Annotated in this window: 18 protein-coding genes; 3 read left to right on the top strand and 15 right to left on the bottom strand. The window is 65.4% G+C overall.

What is annotated here, in order from left to right; translation table 11 throughout:
* Positions 1-50: 50 nt before the first annotated feature.
* From AO501_RS10620 to AO501_RS10580, 9 genes are read right to left on the bottom strand one after another with little or no spacing between them, the layout of a single operon-like run.
* Entirely contained in the window at positions 51-698 is a 648-nt protein-coding gene (locus AO501_RS10620; RefSeq protein ID WP_055577670.1) for a hypothetical protein, read from the bottom strand.
* Complete coding sequence (locus tag AO501_RS10615) at positions 695-1,660, bottom strand: MlaD family protein (protein ID WP_055577669.1); 966 nt, start codon at positions 1,658-1,660, stop codon at positions 695-697. The genes AO501_RS10620 and AO501_RS10615 overlap by 4 nt, the downstream gene beginning before the upstream one ends.
* Positions 1,657-2,661 (bottom strand): MlaD family protein, encoded by a 1,005-nt coding sequence (locus AO501_RS10610; RefSeq protein ID WP_055577668.1) that lies wholly within the window; start codon positions 2,659-2,661, stop codon positions 1,657-1,659. The genes AO501_RS10615 and AO501_RS10610 overlap by 4 nt, the downstream gene beginning before the upstream one ends.
* On the bottom strand, positions 2,658-3,779 hold the full coding sequence (locus AO501_RS10605; RefSeq protein WP_055577667.1) for an MlaD family protein: 1,122 nt from the start codon (positions 3,777-3,779) through the stop codon (positions 2,658-2,660). Before AO501_RS10605 ends, AO501_RS10610 begins: the two co-directional genes overlap by 4 nt.
* 1 nt (position 3,780) lies before the next feature.
* On the bottom strand, positions 3,781-4,788 hold the full coding sequence (locus AO501_RS10600) for an MlaD family protein (RefSeq protein WP_231752432.1): 1,008 nt from the start codon (positions 4,786-4,788) through the stop codon (positions 3,781-3,783).
* Positions 4,785-5,801, bottom strand: a complete 1,017-nt coding sequence (locus AO501_RS10595) for an MlaD family protein (RefSeq protein WP_055577666.1) — start codon at positions 5,799-5,801, stop codon at positions 4,785-4,787. The genes AO501_RS10600 and AO501_RS10595 overlap by 4 nt, the downstream gene beginning before the upstream one ends.
* Entirely contained in the window at positions 5,798-6,790 is a 993-nt protein-coding gene (locus AO501_RS10590) for an MlaD family protein (protein ID WP_055577665.1), read from the bottom strand. Before AO501_RS10590 ends, AO501_RS10595 begins: the two co-directional genes overlap by 4 nt.
* Before the next feature lie 3 nt (positions 6,791-6,793).
* Positions 6,794-7,678, bottom strand: a complete 885-nt coding sequence (locus tag AO501_RS10585; RefSeq protein ID WP_082658542.1) for an MlaE family ABC transporter permease — start codon at positions 7,676-7,678, stop codon at positions 6,794-6,796.
* Entirely contained in the window at positions 7,678-8,583 is a 906-nt protein-coding gene (locus tag AO501_RS10580) for an MlaE family ABC transporter permease (RefSeq protein WP_082658541.1), read from the bottom strand. The genes AO501_RS10585 and AO501_RS10580 overlap by 1 nt, the downstream gene beginning before the upstream one ends.
* Before the next feature lie 357 nt (positions 8,584-8,940).
* Between AO501_RS10580 and AO501_RS10575 the strand changes: the two genes are divergently transcribed.
* Positions 8,941-10,683, top strand: coding sequence for an FAD-dependent oxidoreductase (locus tag AO501_RS10575; protein WP_231752431.1), 1,743 nt, complete (start codon positions 8,941-8,943; stop codon positions 10,681-10,683).
* A 13-nt stretch (positions 10,684-10,696) separates the two neighbouring features.
* Here the strand turns inward: AO501_RS10575 and AO501_RS10570 are convergent, their stop codons facing one another.
* The 5 genes from AO501_RS10570 to hsaA form a co-directional block, all read right to left on the bottom strand.
* On the bottom strand, positions 10,697-11,305 hold the full coding sequence (locus AO501_RS10570; RefSeq protein ID WP_055577663.1) for a hypothetical protein: 609 nt from the start codon (positions 11,303-11,305) through the stop codon (positions 10,697-10,699).
* A 152-nt stretch (positions 11,306-11,457) separates the two neighbouring features.
* Positions 11,458-12,024 (bottom strand): 3-hydroxy-9,10-secoandrosta-1,3,5(10)-triene-9,17-dione monooxygenase reductase subunit, encoded by a 567-nt coding sequence (hsaB, locus tag AO501_RS10565; protein WP_055577662.1) that lies wholly within the window; start codon positions 12,022-12,024, stop codon positions 11,458-11,460.
* Positions 12,025-12,033: 9 nt separating this feature from the next.
* Positions 12,034-12,936, bottom strand: a complete 903-nt coding sequence (gene hsaC / locus AO501_RS10560; RefSeq protein ID WP_055577661.1) for an iron-dependent extradiol dioxygenase HsaC — start codon at positions 12,934-12,936, stop codon at positions 12,034-12,036.
* Complete coding sequence (gene hsaD / locus AO501_RS10555) at positions 12,933-13,808, bottom strand: 4,5:9,10-diseco-3-hydroxy-5,9,17-trioxoandrosta-1(10),2-diene-4-oate hydrolase (protein WP_055577660.1); 876 nt, start codon at positions 13,806-13,808, stop codon at positions 12,933-12,935. The genes hsaC and hsaD overlap by 4 nt, the downstream gene beginning before the upstream one ends.
* A gap of 2 nt (positions 13,809-13,810) precedes the next feature.
* On the bottom strand, positions 13,811-14,995 hold the full coding sequence (gene hsaA / locus AO501_RS10550; protein ID WP_055577659.1) for a 3-hydroxy-9,10-secoandrosta-1,3,5(10)-triene-9,17-dione monooxygenase oxygenase subunit: 1,185 nt from the start codon (positions 14,993-14,995) through the stop codon (positions 13,811-13,813).
* Positions 14,996-15,141: 146 nt separating this feature from the next.
* On the opposite strand from hsaA, the gene AO501_RS10545 reads away from it, so the two are divergent.
* Entirely contained in the window at positions 15,142-16,221 is a 1,080-nt protein-coding gene (locus AO501_RS10545) for a ferredoxin--NADP reductase (protein ID WP_055577658.1), read from the top strand.
* 46 nt (positions 16,222-16,267) lie between these two features.
* Positions 16,268-16,798 carry a hypothetical protein gene (locus tag AO501_RS10540; RefSeq protein WP_055577657.1) on the top strand — a complete coding sequence of 177 codons (531 nt, stop codon included), beginning with the start codon at positions 16,268-16,270 and terminating at the stop codon, positions 16,796-16,798.
* Positions 16,799-16,876: 78 nt separating this feature from the next.
* Here AO501_RS10540 and AO501_RS10535 read toward each other — a convergent pair whose 3' ends face one another.
* A complete protein-coding gene (locus AO501_RS10535; protein WP_055577656.1) occupies positions 16,877-18,988 on the bottom strand; it encodes an acyl-CoA dehydrogenase in 2,112 nt (703 codons plus the stop codon).
* Between the last annotated feature and the right edge of the window lie 160 nt (positions 18,989-19,148).

Genomic DNA, 19,148 nt, shown 5'->3' with positions numbered 1-19,148 from the left:
AGTGACATGTGTGACCACTGTCGTGCGTGGCAGTCCGATTCGCTCCAACCTCAGCGGCCCGGCGGCGGCCCGGGGTCCAGCGGGCCGATCGGGTCGGAACTCGCGTGGCTGCCCGTCTTGGGGCCGATGTCAGACACCTGCCACCCTGAGCCGGCTTTGTTCACGGTGACCTGCAGCAGGATCAGCGACACCCGCGACTTGGGGTTTTGCAGGTTGCGTGTCGTCTGGGCGGCGGACACCACCACCTGATACACCTGCCCGGGCTGGGCCACCGCGTCGGTCGCAAGCACCTCACCCGAGGATGTGACCTGCGCCTGCATCATGATGCCCTTGAGTAATTCGGTGGCGTTGACGTACTTGTCCTTCAACGTCTGCGACACCCCCTCTTCGACGGAACGGAAGAAGGCGTCGGGATCCTCGAAGGTGTAGGTCAGCGACTTCAGCGCGTAGTCCCTGGCGAGCTTGGCCGCGGCCTCGCGATCGGAGTCAGCTTGCCGCACCGCGGCCAGTTCACCGGTGACGGCCCGGTATTTGTCGAACCCGAACCACCCGGCCGCGACGACCGCGGCCACGACCAGCACAACGACTCCGAACCGCCTGCCGCGCAACCGCTTCGGGTGATCCTCGGCAGGGGTATCGGCGGTGGCTTCGACCGTCTCGTCGACCATCTCTTCTTCGTCGATCAATGTGTCACTCATCGGTGTCCTTCCGGAATATCCACCTGCACGCGAACTCCGCCTGCATCGCTGAAAGCCGACTCCCACACGTCGACGAAGTGCCCTGCGTCGACTTTGAAACCGCGCAGCGGCGCGGTGGCCGGCTCCAAAGCTGCCGCGAACGTGCTCAGCGGCCCGGACAACATGTCGAGGTACTGCCTGAGGTTGGCCACCAGAGTGGGGACCGGAGCGCCGGGGGCGAACGCGCCATCGGCGGCGTGGGCATACGCATCGACCTCGCGGGTCAGCTTGGCCAACGCCAGGATCGAACTGGGTAGCAGCCGACCGCTTCTGCTCAGCACTCCGCCGACATCCTGGTCGCTGATGTTGCTGGTCAGCGTGGCGAGGTTGCCGAAGAGTGCGGCAAGTATCTGCTTGTTGTCCCGCTCGATTGTGGCCGCTCCACCGGCGGTGGCCGCCAGCGAGTCGATGGCGGCGTCGTTTCCGGAGAACACCTGCGACACCGTGCCGACGATGTTGTTGACGTACGTCGGGTTGAGTACCGAGAGCAACGCATTGGCCTTGTTGAGCAGGTCGCTGACGGTGACGGCAGACGCCACCCGCGTGGACGGAATCACCGCGCCATCGCTGAAATAGGGCGGGGCAAGGTGAGTCGGCCGGAAGTCTATGTACTGCTCACCGACCAGGGAAAGATTCTGGATGCTTATCGCGCTGTCCGCCGGAATCGGATGTCCCCGGTCGAGGTCGATCGACACCCTCAGTCCGCTTGGGGTGGTATGGATCCCGCTCACCTTGCCGACCCGGATGCCGCGCATGGTCACCTGCGACGTCGGCATCAACCCACCTGAGTTGTCGAGCAGCAACGTGAGCCGGGTGGGCTGGGCGGTGGGCTCCACCTTGAGCACTCCGACTGCCAGATAGCCCGCACCCAACAACGTGGCGACCGCGAGAATCACCACGGTGACACCGGCATTGAACCTCATGGCAGCATTCCCATCGTCTTCATCGCCGCGATCGCCGCGTCCGCCCGTGCTCCGGGGTCGACCGAGACGCTCAGACGAGGACCACCGTTGCTGTAGAACGGGATCAACTTGTCGCGGATCAGCGCGACCATCTTGTCGGCCATCGCGGGCAGCGTGACGTCGGCCGAAGCGATGGTCCGCACCGTCGGCGTGATGTAGGACAGCATCTGCAGGAAGTCAGGTGCGTTGGTAACGAACAACTCTCCGCCGTAGTGGCCCAGGTCCTGCGCGCACACCAGCAATTGCACGATGCTGGGCAACACCGCGGACATCGCCCGCAGTCGCACCGGCCCCTCGTTGATCAGGCGATCGAACGCTCCGGTCTCACTGAGTAACCCATTGCTGACACGTTCTGTGCTGGCGAGGATTTCGTCGATCTTGTCCTGATTGGCGGCCAGGTCGCGCAGCATTCCGGCCAACTTTTGGCGCATCCGGTCCAACTCGGCCGGGTCCTTGGAGAACGCCTTGTTGAAGTTGGCCACGGATTCTTCCAGCGTGTTCAATGAGCCGCCGGACACCAGGGTCGACACCGACCGCAGGATGTCCTCGACATTGTCGGCCGGCACGGTGTTCCGCAGCGGTATGGTGTCGCCGTCGTGCAGGTGGGTGGGCGCCGGGTTCTCCGCCGGCAACAACGCAATGTAGATGTCGCCCAACACCGTTGCCTGCCGCAACTCGGCCCGGGTGTTCTGCGGCAGCTTGACGCTGTAGTTGACGTCGACGTAGGCGACCGCCGTGCTGCCGACCAGCGAGACCCGGTCCAGGACACCGACCTGAACTCCGCCCAGGTCGACCTTGGCCCTCGCCGGCAGGTTCAGCACGCTGGAGAATTCAATCTTGATGGTGTACTTGCTGATCGGCACATAGGCCCCCGGCACCGGCAGTCGGGTCGGGTCGAGTGAGCAGCCGGAGAGCAGACATGCACAGGCCACCGAAGCCGCGACAAGCCAACGCCGAATCATGATGCCGCCCCGAGCAACAGGTCGGTCAGCCCAAGGGTGACCGCATCGTTGTTCGCGCCGGGTGCGCACGCCGCCTCGGCGCCCGGCACGTTGCGTTGCCGCAGCACGCTGCAGATCGTGCTCGCCTGCGACGGCGACATCGACACCTGCGGCGGGATGTACGTGAGGTTGTGTGAGCCCCAGGCCGGCTGATACTGCGAAGCAACCCAATTGGTGACCGGCGGCAAAGCGTTGATGAAACCCACGATCTGAGGGGTGTAAGCGGTGAGGACATCCCTGAGCCACGGCACCAGCTTGTCGCCGATGTTGTTGTAGGCCCTGGGCCCGAATCGGTTCAAGGCGTCGACCAGCAAAGGCAACGCGTGCCCGAGATGCGCGAGCGCGGAACCGAACCCGTTCGACAGCCCCTCGATCATGCGCAGGCTCTCGGGCAACGTCTGCAGCACGGTGGTAAAGGTGTCCCAGTGTGCCAGCAGGTCTGAGGTGAGGATCTCACTGTTGGCCAGTAATTGCCGGTACTCGGCATCGGCGCGGCCGGGATCGCCTACCAGGGTGACCAGATCCCGCAGCGTCTGATTGGTCTGCGGGCCGGTTCCCTCCAGGGAACGGCTCAACGCGGCCAGGCTCTGGTTGATCGCCTGAGCGCCGGGCGCCTTCGCCGGGTCCGGCCCGTCACCGAGGATGGCGCCGGCGAGTTTGTCGACAGCGGAGAAGGTTTGGCTGACGCTGATCGGCGTCTTCGTGGACTCCAGCTTGATGCACTGGGCCCCGGAGAACTTCGGCCCGCCGGCGTAGGGCTTGGTGAGCTCGACGTGCCGGTCGGCGACGATCGACTGCGAGTAGGTGAGCGCTCCCACATCGGCCGGCAATTCGAGGTCACCTGGCACGGTGAAGTCCACCTGCACGTAGTCCGGCTTGTTGGCGATCGCCGTCACCGAGCCCACGTCGATGCCCAGCAACTGCACCTTGTTCCCGGGATAGAGCCCCACCGCGTCACTGAATTCGGCACACAACGCCCGGGTGGCAGGTGCCATCACCTTGGCCCCGGTGACCGCGAGAGCGACGACTCCGACCACCACGGCAAGCACCGCGGCACCGATCCATCCGAATTTCTTCATATCAGCACTGCTTCACCATGTTGGGCAGACAGACAGCGGGGGCGCGTACCACCCGATTGCTCTGGTCCACAACGAGACCGTGTCCCTGCAGCATCGGCAGCAACACATTGACAATCTGAGACAGGCCCTCGGTGGCCTTGCCGACCCGCTCCGGATGGGCCACCAGCGCGGTGATGATGTCGTCGATGCCGTTGACCGAGGGGGCCAACTCCCGGTTGTAGAACACCATCACCCTATCGATGATGCGAGTCAATTCGCTTAGCAGCGTGAAGAACTCGACGATATCGACCGATTTGGTGGTGTAGCGCTGCCCCACCAGCGCGAACTGCTCGATCAGGGCCGTGAGTTGCTGACGTCCATTGGCGAACGCGCCGGCGGCGTCGTTGACGAAGTCGAGGCCGCGGTGGAAATCACCACTCATCTTGCTCAGCGATCCGGTCAACTCGTTGGCGGACTGCAGGATCTCGCGCAGCGCGTTGGGATACTTGTCGGTTGCGTTGGCGAGTTCGGTGAAGGTGTCGTGGATAACCTGGCCGTTGACGTCGCGCAAGAACGGGGTCACGGCCTGGATGATGTCGTTGCCCTCGAATGGCGTTCTGACCCGCTGAGGTGGAATGACATTGTGGCCCAATGGTGTACGACCCTGAGGGTCGAGAGCCACGTAATGACCGCCCAGCGGGGTCAGCAGGCGGATATCCAGTGTCGAATCGTTCCCGACCGCCACCGAGCGGTCGACGTCGAACGTCATCTCGACGAGAGTCCGGCTCAGCCGCACCCCGGTCACTTTGCCGACCGGAACACCGGCTACGCGAATCTCGTCGCCGACGCGCACGCCGCCGGAGGTCGCCGCGTGTGCGGTGTAGCCGGCCTGACCCGCCGGATTGACATAAGCCAGCCCGGTGGTGACCAACGCGACCACGATCGCGAACACGCCTACGATGCCGAGACGGCGGTTGCGTACGGCCTCGCCGCGATCGTCGAGCGCGCGACGGTTCCGCACGCCCATCATCGGCACACCACCAAACCCTGGTGGGCGAACGACACTTCACCGATGCCGGGGAGCTGCACCTCGCCGTTGGAGCAGGTGTACGCCGGCCGTTCGTCGTCGACCAGAGAGTCACGCAGCCCCTGAATCAGGGTGGGAGTCAAAGACAGCCCGGCGATCACGGTAGGTGTCTGTGGGAACATCCGGGTGGCCATTCCGTACAGCGGCGACGTCGAGGCGTCGAAGCCGCGTTCGGCGGTCTGTAAGACCTGCACGAGGCTGCGCATCATCGGCAGCTCGATATCGATCGAGGTACGGAACTGCTCGGCTTTCGATGTGAAAGTCGCCAGCGCATCGTTGAGCGCGTTGATGAGGTTGAACAACTGCTGCGACTTACCACCGAGATCATGTGACAGGTCACTGAGGTTGTGCAGCAGCAGAGTGATGACGGCCTGCCGGTTGACGGCGTACTTGGATATGACGTCGAGATCCCGGAGCACCGGCCCGATCCCGGTGTCGTCGCCCTGGATCAACCGCAGCAGGTTCTCGCCGAACTGGTTGAGCTGGGCTGCGTCCAGCGTCTGGAACACCGGCCGGAAACCGTTGAAAAGCTTGGTGATATCGAATGACGGCACCGTCTGCCCCACCGGGATGGCCGAACCTTCGGGCAGTCGCTGACCGGCCCGTTCACCCGAGGAAGCCGTCTGCACCAGCTCCACATAGCGCTGCCCCAACAGGTTCTGGTAGCGCACCGCCGCAATGGTGTTGCGATACACCGGATGCTCATTGAGGGCACTGAAATCGACTCTGGCCGTGCGGCCCTCGAGCTGGATGCCCTCCACCTTGCCGACCTGCACTCCGGAGATGCGGACATCATTGCCCACATCCAGCCCGGAGACATCGGTGAACGTTGCCGAGTAGTGCGAGACTGCCCCGTTGACCGGACTCCGCAATGCGGTGAGCAGCAGGATCGCGCACACCGTGGCGACCGCGGTGAACGTCGTCAGCCAAAACACCTGCCTGGCCAGTTTTTTCATCGGCGCGGTCCACCGTCCAGGGATACCTCGGTGCGCAGGCGCACCTGGCCGTCGACCACGATCAGGGCGCCGTCCGCGCGATCGATGAGGCTGGACAGCCGGTCATAGGCGGGAGCAAGGCTCCCCGCGGCGAAGGACGCCGGTATGCCGACATTCATGATCGCGTTGACCAACTGCACGATCCAGGCGCTGTTCTGTCCGGCGAGGTGTCCGACGTCGACCAGCAACTGCCCGGTCTGCTGAAAGACCAGGTTGGTCCGCTCGATACCACCGGGTCCGACGAGTGGGGTAAGACCGTCCACCAGGTTGGTGCTCAGCCCGACCACCGGAAGCGCGTCGCCCAGGCCGGTGACGAACGATGCCAGTACCGAAAGCGATTGGGCAACCGGCATGGTGTTGGTGTCGGCGATGATCTTGGCCAGATCCGACCCGGCTCTGGCCAAAGGCTCGACGATGTCGGCGTGTCGTCGCAGCACCTCGATGACGTGCTCGAATTCCGGGTTGTCGAAACTGCGGCTCAGCTTCTGCCCCTGCCGCAGCAACCCGGTGATCGACGCTGCCTGCACGTCGGCGCTCATCACCAGCGTCTGGTCGGACCGCAGCGGCGGACCGTTTCCGTCGCTGACGAGTTCGACTGCCGCCGTGCCGAATACGTTCGACGAGGTGAACCTGGCTTTGGTGTCGGTGGTCAGCGCCCCGGCCTGGCGCGGGTCGAGCACCACCGTCATCCGTTGCCGGTTGTAGCCGACCGATTCCAGTTCCTTCACCGAGCCGATGGCCAGGCCATGGAACTTGACCTCCGCGCCGGGGGCCAGGCCTTCGCCGATCGTATTGGCGATCACGGTGAGCCTGAACGTGTCGTCGTAGGTCCCCTGGCCGGTCTGGTAGAGCACGGTGCCGATCAGCGCCAGCACCACCGCGACGATCAGGCCGCGGATCCTCAGACTGGTTACGGTCGCTCGTCGTGCGACCAGGTCTCGAATCGTCATCTGCTACCCCGACAACCGAAGGCCCGGATTGTTGCCCCAGAACACCAGCGTCAGCACCATGTCGGCGACGACCACCGAAATCAGGCTGGCCCGGATAGCGCGTCCCGAGGCCTGGCCGACGCCCTCGGGGCCGCCGGCCGCGTAGTAGCCCTCGTAGCAATGGATTGCCACGATCAGCAGCACGAAGATCGCCGCCTTGACCACCGAGAGCAGCACGTCAGACGGTTGGATGAAGGCGTCGAAGTAGTGGTAGTAGGTGCCGGAGGACTGATGGTGCACCACGTTGACCACCAGGGAGCAGAACAGGTAACTGAGCACCAGCGACATCAGGTAGAGCGGGACGATGGTGATGACGCCGGCGACGACACGCGGGGTCACCACGTAGGGAATCGACGAAATGCCCTGCACTTCAAGCGCATCGATCTCCTCGGATATCCGCATCGAGCCGATCTCGGCGGTCATCCGGGTTCCCGCCTGCGCGCCGAACCCGATCGCCGCGATCATCGGAGCCATCTCCCGGGTGTTGGCGTAGGCGGAGATGAAGCCGGTGAGCGGGCCCATGCCGACCATGTCCAGGGCGGCATAGCCCTCGATGCCGACCGACGCGCCGATTGCGGCGCCCATGAAGATCAGCACACCGACGGTCCCACCACCGACGATCAATGATCCGTTGCCCCAGATCATGTCGACGAGGATCGCCCCGGTGTGGCGGCGGTATCTGGTCACGGTCCGCGGTATCGCGCCGAGCGCCATGATCAGGAAGCTGGCCTGGTGCCCTAGCCGTTCGAAGAAGGACAGGCCCCGATTAACTACCCCCAGAGGCAGCCGCAACGCCGCCGCCATTCCACCTGGCCGGTACCGGGCCGGCCTGGCCACATACCCCGCCATCAGCCCACCTTCGTCGGCATGAGTGTGGTGACCAGCTCGGTGATCACCAGGTTCAGCACAAAGACGGCGACCACACCCAGCACGACGGCGGCATTGACCGCGTCAGCCACCCCGCGCGGACCACCCCGGGCCTCCAGCCCACGCTGACAGGAGATCAGCGTGACAATCACGCCGAAGAGCCAGGTCTTCAACAGCGCAACGACGAGATCGGCTGTGGTGGCGAAAGATCCGAACGATGCGATGTAGCTGCCCGGCGTGCCGGACTGGAAACCCACATTGATCACGTAGCCGGCCGACAGTCCCATGAAGATGATGAAGACGCACAGCAGCGGCGCTACCAGGATCATCGCCGCCAGCCGCGGGGTGACCAGACGCTGCACCGGGTCGATACCCATCACCCGCAGCGCATCGACCTCGTCCCGGATGCTGCGCGCGCCGAGGTCGGTGGTGACCGCCGCGCCGGCCGCGCCACCCAGCAGCAGGGCGGCAACGATCGGTGCGGCCTGCCGGATGACACCGAGGCCGCCCGCCGCGCCGGAGATCGATGTCGCACCGACCTGCTGAATGACGCTGCCCACCTGCACCGCGACGATGACGCCGAACGGAATGGAGATCAGCAGCGCGGGAATCGCGGTGACGCTGACGATGAACGCCGCCTGGTTCAGGGTGTCCCGCCACGGGTGACGCAGCCGGAACAGATCGGTGATCAGGTACACGGCCGACTGCACGGCCAGCTCGAAAAACCGGCCGAGCGTCTGCAGCGACCCGTCAGCCTTCCGCACCGCCCGGCGCCCCGCGCGGACGACCCGCGGAGCACTACGGCGGGGTGCGGCGGGCGCAGCGGATGTGACCGTCGGCGCCGGAGCCTCGATCACCGGATTCACGGTGCCACGTCCTGCCGCGATCCGGCCGCAGCCGGGTAGGCAGCTGAAAAAGGCATGACGGTTCCCCGGGATCGAATGAAGGTTTGGGCCTAACTGACGTTGTTAGTGATTTCGCACAGTACAACACCGCACATTATTAAAGCGAGTCCCAATCGTTATTTCCCCCGCGCAATGCAAACGCCTGTCAAAGACGTTTACATTTTGCGTCGATGTTCAAATGTAAAGTTGATTTACGCGGTCTCACTAAAGCGTGATCCACCCTCGTCGAGTCAACGTGGAAAAGATTCCCGGCCAATTTCGGGCGAACCATGGTATCGCTGCCGTCGCAGGTTTAGGCTGCGCTACATTTACCGGTTCCCGACATTGGAGGTTGCCGACATGGTGGCACCGCCCTTCCGAATGGCCTTGCCGACCGCCGCTTCTTTGGCCACTCCCCACGACGCACTTCGCAGCGAGTACGACGTGGTGATCCTGGGCTCCGGCTACGGCGGCGCCATCACCGCCGCGCGCCTCGGCGTCGCGAATGCACGGGCGGGCGGCAAGCTGCGCATCGCGGTCTTAGAGCGCGGCTCCGAGCATCCGACCGGGACGTTCCCGGAGACTGAGAAAGCTGCGGCGGCCGAGTTGCGGTCACCGCTCAACCCACTCGGCTTGATCGAACTCGAACGTTTCAAGACCATCGACGTCATCCACGCCAACGGACTGGGCGGCACCTCGCTGATCAACTTCAACGTGGCGATCGTGCCGGACCGCGAGGTGTTCCTCGCGTCGTGGCCCAAGGAATTTCAACGGTTGGTGGACCAGGCGCGCGAGGGAGTCGGCGGGCTCGACGAGTACTACGGGCGGGCCCGGCGCATGCTCGGCGCGGTGCCTTACGCGGAGAACGTGCCGCTGCGGCGGGTCGACGCGTTCACCCAGATCGCCAAGAACGCCGGAGCCCAGCTACAGCTGCTCAACCTCACCGTCAGCACCGAGGACCGGGTGACCAAATATGGTGTGCAGCGCCGGCGCTGCCCGAACCACGGCGGTGACGGTACCGGCGACAACACCGGGTCGAAGAACACCCTGATGACCAACTACCTGCCGATGGCCGCGCACTTCGGCGTCGAGCTGTTCGCCGGCATCGAGGCACAACACATCGAACCAACGGACGACGGCCGGTGGCGCGTCGTCACCCGTCACACAGACGGCAAGAGCGGGAAGACCACGAGCGTCATCGCCCGGCACGTGGTGGTGTCCGCGGGAACCATCGGGTCCAACGGCATCCTGTTGCGTTCGGGTCAGGCCGGGTTGCAGTTGTCCACCCGCGTCGGCAAGAACTTCAGCGGCAACGGCGACAACTTCGGCATCGCCTACAACACCGACATGCAGACCGACACCCAGACCTGGGCCACCACCGACGGGCCCCCACGCTCGCTGCTGGCCTGCGGACCCAGCATCACCGCCGCCATGCGCTTCGGCGCGGACCAGTCCGACCTGCGTAAACGCTTCACGGTGCAGGATCTGTCATTGCCTCGCGCGCTGATCGACAGCTTCCGATTCGGGCTGATGGGGCTGGCCGCAACCAGCTACCGCGACTACCGCAAAGCCAAGCTCGACCGGTGGCGCCGCGACATCACGTTCAACACCGACGGGGCGATGAACCACTCGCTCGGCTTCCTGATCATGGTGCACGACAACTCCGACGGCGAGCTGGTGCTGCGTAAGAACGGCACCGTCAAGATCGACTGGCCCGGGGCGCCCACCGAGCTCGTCTATAAGGACGTCGACGCCGTCATGCGGCCGGCCGTCGAGGCCATCGGCGGGACCTACATCAAGAATCCGCGGTGGGACAAGCGGTTCCTGGGCAAGCACCTGATCACCGCGCACCCGATGGGTGGGTGCACCACCGCGGACAACGTCGACGCGGGTGTCGTCGACCATGCCGGACGGGTGTTCCGGCCGGACGGCGGTACCTACGACGGGCTCTACGTGTGCGACGCGTCGGTGATCCCGCGAGCCATCGGGGTCAACCCGTTCCTGACCATCTCAATGTTCGCCGAGCGGACCGCCGAACTGATGCGCGAGGACCTGGGTCTGCCCGGTTACGACCCGGCCGTCGAAGGCGACGACCGGGCCTAGAGCCAGGCTCGCACTAGGTGCGCAGCGCGAAGAAGCCAATCATCTCGTATTTGTCGCGCGGCAGGCGGAACAGGATCTTGCCCAGATACGTGCCGGGCACCACCTCGACCAGTTCATCGCGGATGCTGCGGATGATGACGTACGGGTTCTCCTTGACGTCTGAGTAGTCGATGACCATGACCTGGACGTCGGGGTCCAGCTTGCCGGCGTCCTGGTAGGTCTTGAAGTCGAAGGCGAGCTTGCCGTCGGCGGCGTCCTTCATCTTGTACAGCGGCCACAGCAACTTGGAGGGAAGCTTGGCGTTGGAGGTCATCCGGTTGTCGCCGGTGCCGGCAGCCAGGTCGAATCGCTTGCCCTGCCACGGCATCCACAAGCTGGTGACGAAGCGGGCCGCGGCGTCGACGAGCTGATTCGTCGTGGTCATCACCAGGATGCCGTCGGTCGGTCCGTCCAGGTCTCCCGGTGGCGTTCCGTTACGGAAAATCGCGTCGAGTTCGGCCTCGGCGGCCGCACTGTCGGACTTCGCCTGTTCTTTGAGGTCGACGATCCATTGCCAGGCTTCTTGCGCAGCCTCGCGCTGTCGTAGTTCGGAGACGCGCGACTCGGTTGCTTCGATTGACATTTGGTGGCCTTTTCTGTGAGCGGAGCACGATGGCCCAGATGTTAACCCCGTCATACCCGAATTGGAATAGCCAGATATTGCGCTTGAGGTAGACAAATTGGTCGAAGAAATACGAATTCGGTGCTCGTGTAAAGCTGATTGACAGGCGCCGTTTAAAGCCAGGTGTCATCCGTGGTGGTGGTCAAAAACGCCTCCAGGTCGTCCCGCCACTGCGCCGGCCTCGTTTTGTCCGGCTCGATTCCGGTATAGGAGCCGCGGTAGAACAGCAACGGGCGCGGCTTGATCTTCGGCACTTCGGACAGCGAGCTGACAGCGCCGAAAACGACGAAGTGATCACCGCCGTCGTGCACGGACGCTACCGTGCAGTCGATGTAGGCCAGCGACCCGTCGATAATGGGCGATCCGAGTTCTGATGCGCGCCAGTCGATTCCAGCGAACTTGTCGGGCTCTTTGGATCCGAACCGGGCCGAGACATGCTGCTGCGACTCGGTCAGCACGTTGACGCAGAACCGGCCGCTGGCCTCGATGGCCTGCCAGGACCGCGACACCTTGGTGGGGCAGAACAACACCAGGGGCGGATCCAGCGACAGCGCGGCGAACGACTGGCACGCGAAGCCGATCGGCACGTCGTCGTGCACGGTGGTGATGATGGTGATTCCGGTGCAGAACTGACCGAGCACGGAACGGAAGGCGCGCGGGTCAATCGGCGCAGCAGTCATTCCTCGAGGCTAGCCACGCATGCCGACGCTGAAGTCGTGACCCCACAGGCTCACCGCGGTGCTCTCCCGCGCAATCCAGTCGTCGTCTTGCACTTTCCGGCCCTCACAACCGAATTCGACGTCGAACCCACCCGGCGTCTTCATGTAGAAGGACAGCATCAGGTCGTTGACGTGCCGGCCGAGGGTGGCCGACATGGCCACCTTGCGGCGCAGCGCGCGATCCAGGCACAGGCCGACATCGTCGGAGTTCTCCACCTCGACCATCAGGTGCACGATGCCCGACGGCGTCGGCATCGGCAGGAAGGCCAGCGAGTGGTGCCGGGGATTGCAGCCGAAGAAGCGCAGCCAGGCCGGCGCCCCATCGGCGGGCCGGCCGACCACCTGCGGTGGCATCCGCATCGAGTCGCGCAGCTTGAAGCCGAGCACGTCGCGGTAGAAGTGCAGCGCCTCGGCGTCGTCGCGGGTGGTCAACACCACGTGACCCAGGCCCTGCTCCTCGGTGACGAACCGGTGCCCGTAGGGGCTGACCACCCGACGGTGCTCCAGGGCGGCGCCGTGGAAGACGGCCAGCGGATTGCCGGACGGGTCGTTGAACAGGATCAGCTCATCGACCCGGCGTTCGGCCAACTCAGCGGCGGTGGCTTCTTTATAGGGCGTACCCTCCACCTCGAGCCGGTTCCGGATCTCTTGCAGCCCTGCGGCATTGGCGCATTCCCAGCCGGCCTCGGCCAGCCGGTCCTGCTCGCCGGGCACGATCACCAGCCGGGCGGGAAAATCGTCCATCCGGAGATAGAGCGCACCGTCGACCGTGCCTTTGCCTTCCACCATGCCGAGCACCTTCAGGCCGTAGTCGCGCCAGGCGGCCATGTCGGTGGCTTCGATGCGCAGATAGCCCAGTGACCGGATGCTCATCTCGCACCTCCTAAGAAATCGATAGTCAGTTTGTTGAACTCGTCGAACTTCTCCACCTGAGCCCAGTGTCCGCACTGCCCGAACACGTGCAACTGGGCCCTCGGAATGGTTTTCAGCGCCACCAGGGCGCCGTCCAGCGGGTTGACCCGGTCTTCGCGACCCCAGATCAGCAACACCGGCTGACGCAGCTTGTACACCTCGCGCCACATCATGCCGAGCTCGAAGTCCGCCCCGGAGAACGACATTCCCATCGCCCTGGTCGCCTGCAGCGACTCCGGGGTGCTGGCCAGCTCGAAGCGCTGGTCGATCAACTCGGGCGTGATCAGCTTCTGGTCGTGCACCATGATCCGCAGGAACGCCTCGAGGTTCTCCCGGGTGGGCTGCATCGAGAACTTCCCCAACCGCTTGACACCCTCGGTGGGGTCGGGCGCGAACAGGTTGACGCTCAGACCACCCGGCCCCATCAGGACGAGCTTGCCGGCCCGGTCGGGGTAGTCCAGCGCGAAGCGCACCGCGGTGCCGCCGCCGAGTGAATTCCCCACCAGCGGAACGCGTCCCAGTTCCAGCTGGTCGAACAGACCCTTGAGGGCCCGGGCCGCGTACCGGTTGAACTGCCCGTGTTCGGCGCGCTTGTCGGAATGCCCATAGCCCGGCTGGTCGACGGCCAGCACGTGGAATTGCTGCGCCAGGACCGCGATGTTGCGGGAGAAGTTGGACCAACTCGACGCGCCGGGTCCGCCGCCGTGCAACAGCACCACCGTCTGGTCGTTACCGGCCCCTGCCTCGTGATAGTGCAGCTTCAGCGGGCCGTCGACGTCGACTTCCGCAGTGCGCGAAGTGGATTCGAACGTTATTTCTTCGGTGGCAGTCATCCCTAGACCATGGTGTCGCCGGGCGGCAACCCGAACTCGTTGTTCCCGAAGATCACGTAGGCCCGCTCGGGGTCGTTGGCAGCGTGCACCCGACCGGCGTGCGCGTCACGCCAAAAGCGTTGCACCGGAGCGTCACTGGCGAGCGCTGTGGCCCCGGATGCCTCGAACAGCCGGTCGATCGAAGCGATCGCACGTCCGGTGGCGCGTACCTGGTCGCGGCGGGCCCGGGCGCGCAGCTCGAACGGGATCTCCTTGCCGGCCGACAGCAGCGCGTACTCGTCGGAGACGTTGCCGCTCAGTTGGCGCCAGGCTGCGTCGATGTCGCTGGCCGCCTCGGCGATGCGGACCTTGGCGAACGGGTCGTCCTTGGCCTTCTCCCCGGCGAACGCGGCGCGCACCCGCTTGCCCTGGTGCTCCACGTGCGCCTCGTAGGCGCCATAAGCCATGCCGACGATGGGGGCCGAGATAGTGGTGGGATGCATTGTGCCCCAAGGCATTTTGTAGACCGGGGCGGTGTTGGTCCGGTATCCGCCCGCAGTGCCGTCGTTCATCGCCTTGTAGGACAGGAACCGGTGCCGGGGCACGAAGACGTCCTTGACGACGACGGTGTTGCTGCCGGTGCCCTTCAGCCCGACCACGTGCCACACGTCGTCGATGCGGTAATCGCTGATCGGGATCAGGAAGCTGCCGAAGTCGACCGGTCGACCGTCCTTGATAACCGGACCACCGAGGAAGGCCCAGGTCGCATGGTCGCAGCCGGAGGACCAGTTCCACGATCCGTTGACCAGGTAGCCGCCGTCGACCACGACCCCGGCGCCCATCGGTGCGTACGACGAGGAGATGCGGGTCCTGGAGTCCTCACCCCAGACCTCTTCCTGGGCCTGCTGGTCGAACAGCGCCAGGTGCCAGTTGTGCACACCGAGGATCGAGCTCACCCAGCCGGTGGAACCGCAGGCGCTGGCCAGCCGGCGCACCGCCTCGTAGAACAGGGCCGGGTCACACTGCAGGCCGCCCCACTGCTCAGGCTGCAGCAGGGTGAAGAAGCCGACTTCGTCCAGTTCCGCAACGGTCTCGTCGAGCAGGCGGCGCCGCTCTTCGGTGGCCTGAGCGCGCTCCCGGATCCGCGGCAGCAGATCATCGATGGCAGCTAGGACCGTCTGCGCATCACGCTGTTGAATAGTGGTCACTGACGTATGCCTCCTGGGAGTGCTGACTTACACAAAGACTAGAACACGTTCCGATTTGTGTCGAGCAGGGTATTCCTGCGGCTGGTAGAGATGCGAATCGGGTTTTCTATAACATGTTCTAGTTGATACCGAAGAGAGGAAGCGCCTTGACCGAGGCGGATCTGGACCAAGCCCCCGACGAGCCGCTGGGCGACCATGTCCTGGAGCTGCAGATCGCTGAGGTTGTCGCCGAAACCGACGACGCGCGGTCGTTGGTGTTCGAGGCACCGAGCGATGCTCCCGTCCCGGCCGAGCGGCTGCGTTATGCGCCCGGTCAGTTCCTGACGCTGCGGGTGCCCAGCGACCGCACCGGCTCGGTGGCGCGCTGCTACTCGCTGTGCAGCTCCCCGTTCACCGACGACTCGCTGACGGTGACGGTGAAGCGGACGGCCGACGGCTACGCGTCCAACTGGCTGTGCGAGCACGCCCACAAGGGCATGCGTATCCACGTGCTCGCCCCCTCGGGCACCTTTGTGCCCAAGACGCTGGACGACGACTTCCTGCTGCTCGCCGCCGGCAGCGGCATCACCCCGATCATGTCCATCTGCAAATCGGCGCTGTCCGAGGGCAGCGGGCAGGTGACGCTCGTCTACGCCAACCGCGACGACCGCTCGGTCATCTTCCGCGACGCGCTGCGGGAACTGGCCACCAAGTACCCCGACCGGCTCACGGTGGTGCACTGGCTGGAATCGCTGCAGGGCCTGCCGAGTGCGGCCGCGCTGGCCGCGCTGGCCGCCCCGTTCACCAGCCGCCCGGCCTTCATCTGCGGGCCCGGGCCCTTCATGGAGGCGGCGCGCCTGGCCCTGGAGGCGCTGAAAGTCCCTGCGCAACAGGTGCACATCGAGGTGTTCAAGTCGCTGGAGTCCGACCCTTTCGCTGCGGTGAAGATCGAGGACGACGGCGACGAGGCGCCGGCCACCGCGGTGGTGGAACTCGACGGAGAAACCCACACCGTGTCCTGGCCGCGCAGCGCCAAGCTGCTCGACGTGCTGCTGGCCCAGGGCCTGGATGCGCCGTTCTCGTGCCGGGAGGGCCACTGCGGGGCGTGTGCCTGCACCCTGCGCAGCGGCAAAGTGAGCATGGAGGTCAACGACGTGCTCGAACAGCAGGACCTCGACGACGGGCTAATTCTGGCCTGTCAATCTCACCCGGAATCTGATTCGGTAGAAGTGACCTACGACGAGTAGTCGCGGGGATAAGTTCTGCTTGGCGATCGGTGGGAAGGGGAGCAGGATGAAGCGGCTGTTACCGGGTCTGACGCTGAGTGGGCTGCTGATGGCGTTGGTGACTGCTCCGGTGGCTTCGGCCGCCAGCAACACCGCGACCACCCTCTTCCCCGTCGACGAAGCTACCCAGATTCAGACGCACAGCTTCGTCGACTGCCACGGCAACGGCAGCTGCGACTTCGTCGCGGGTGCGAACCTGATGACGCCCGACGGGCCGGCGGGTTTCCCGCCGGGGCTGTGGGCGCGGCAGACCACCGAGATTCGCTCCAACAGCCGGGTGGCCTACCTGGACGCCCATGCGACCAGCCAGTTCGAGCGGGTGATGAAAACCGGTGGGGGCGATGTCATTACCACCGTCTACTTCGGTGAGGGACCGCCGGACAAGTACCAGACCACCGGCGTCATCGACTCGACGAGCTGGGCGACCGGCCAGCCGATGACCAACGTGATGGTGTTCGTGTGCACCCACATGCAGGTGGTCTACTCGGGCGTCAACCTCACCTCGCCGAGCACATGCGCGCAGACGAACTTCGCTTGATTCGCCGAGATTGCCGTCACGGCTGTGACTGGACCCCGAACTACCGCCATAGCGGCAATCTCGCGGTGAAGCCCCGATCTAGCGAGGCAACCCCAGCAACCGCTCGGCGGCCACCGTGAGCAGGATCTGCTCGGTGCCACCGGCGATGGTCAGGCAGCGGGTGTTGAGGAAGTCGAACACCGCGCGGTTGCGCACCAGCCCGCCGCCGTCGGACACGTCCATGGTGAATTCGGCGAGCTCCTGCCGGTAGCGCACGCCGATCAACTTCCGCACGCTGGACTGCGCGCCGGGGTCCTTACCCCCGACCGCCAACTGGGCGATGCGCTGGTCCAGCAGCGCCCCGGCCTGCGCCAGCAGGATCAGCCTGGCCAGCCGGTCCTGTTGCGCCGCATCGAGATCCATCGAAGCCAGCACCCGCAGCAGCTCTTCCATGGGATTGCCCAGCGCGGTTCCGGTGGCCATCGCGATCCGCTCGTTCGCCAGCGTGGTCCGGGCCAGCTTCCAGCCGTCGTTGACCGAACCGACCACCATCTCGTCGGGAACGAACACGTTGTCCAGGAAGACCTCGTTGAACAGCGAGTCGCCGGTGATTTCCCGCAGCGGCCGGATCTCGATGCCCGGCGCTTTCATGTCGACCAGGAAGTAGGTGATGCCTTTGTGTTTCGGGACGTCCGGGTCCGTCCGGGCCAGGCACACCCCCCACGCGGCCTTCTGCGCGGCGGACGTCCACACCTTCTGCCCGGTGAGCAGCCAGCCACCGTCCCCGCGGACGGCCTTGGTGCGCAGGGACGCCAGGTCCGAACCGGCGCCCGGCTCGGAGAAGAGCTGGCACCACAGGAAGTCACCACGCAGGGTGGCGGGCACGAAACGTTCGATCTGCTCCGGCGTGCCGTGCTCGAGGATGGTCGGCGCCGCCCACCAGCCGATCACCAGGTCCGGCCGCTCGACGCCGGCCGCAGCCATCTCCTCGTCGATCAACAACTGCTCGGCCGGTCCCGCGCCACGACCGTACGGCGCTGGCCAGTGCGGTGCCTGCAGCCCCGCCTCCGCTAACGCCACCTGTCGTTTCTCGGCCGGCAGCGCGGCCACCTCAGCGACGGCCGCGGCGATCTCCGCGCGTTGTCCTTCGACTTCCGTCAGGTCGATGGACAGCTTGCGCCGCACCCCGTCCTGGGTCAGTGCGGCGACCCGGCGCAACCAGTGCTCGAGTCCGCCCAGAAAGCGGCCGATGCTGTGGGCGCGGCGCAGGTAGAGATGCGCGTCGTGCTCCCAGGTGCAGCCGATTCCGCCGAGTACCTGGATGCAGTCCCTGACGTTGGCCTTTGCCGCGGCGATGCCGATGCTCGCGGCCGCCGCCGCGGCGATGGCGAACTGCTGGGAGTCCGAGTCGGACGCCGCCCTGGCTGCATCACTGGCGGCCACCTCGGCCTGCTCGGCACGGCACAGCATCTCCGCGCAGATGTGCTTGATCGCCTGGAAGCTGCCGATCGGCTTGCCGAACTGCTCGCGCACCTTGGCATAGGCGACCGCGGTTTCCAGCGCGTAGCGGGTGATACCGGCGGTCTCGGCGGCCAGCACGGTCGCAGCGAGATCCCGCAGAGCGGGAGCCTCCAGGACGGTGACTGCCACCGACGTCAGCTCCACCCGCGCCAGTGGCCGGGAGAAGTCTGCGGCCTCCAACGGTTCCAATGCCACCCCGTCGGCGTCCAGGTCGATGAGCACCCACGAGTCGCCGGCAGGCAGCAGCAAGATCCCGCCCGCCACGGCGCCCAGCGCCCAGGGAACCGAGCCGGACACCGTCCCGCCGTCAAGCTGCACGTCCCCCTCGAGCGCCAACCCGGCAAAGCGCTCACCGGCCATCAGCGCGCCCAACAGCTCAGGATCGGTGACGACGAGGGTGGCCAGCGCGGTCGTGGCGACCGGTCCCGGCACCAATGCCTTGGCGGCCTCCTCGACCATGGCGCACAGGTCGGAGATACTCCCGCCGGCCCCGCCGTCGTCCTCGGAGACCGCGACACCGAACAGCCCCAGGTCAGCCAGGCCGGCGAAGACCGGCCGCCAGGCGTCGGGGTCGCCCTGCTCCACGGCGCGGACGGCCAGGCTCGCGGTCTCCCCCGACGCTGCAGTGCGGGCCCAGTCGCGCACCAGCTCGCGTGCCGCGAACTGTTCATCGGTGACGGTCGCTACCACCAGCAGTCCTCCGCGTCATCAAATTCACTTGCCAAGATATCTTTTCTCTACACTAGAACGTGTTCTAATAGTGGAACCGATCGACCGTCAAGTCGGTGATCATCAGGCCAGTACACGACGTTGGCCCGGCGTTAGGGAGGTGGGAGATTTACGCGAAGAA

It is taken from the genome of Mycobacterium gordonae, from assembly GCF_001417955.2.
Classification (GTDB): Bacteria; Actinomycetota; Actinomycetes; order Mycobacteriales; family Mycobacteriaceae; genus Mycobacterium; species Mycobacterium gordonae_B.
The sequence above is the reverse complement of the archived record's forward strand: the minus strand, read 5'-3'. Positions and strand labels throughout refer to the sequence as shown.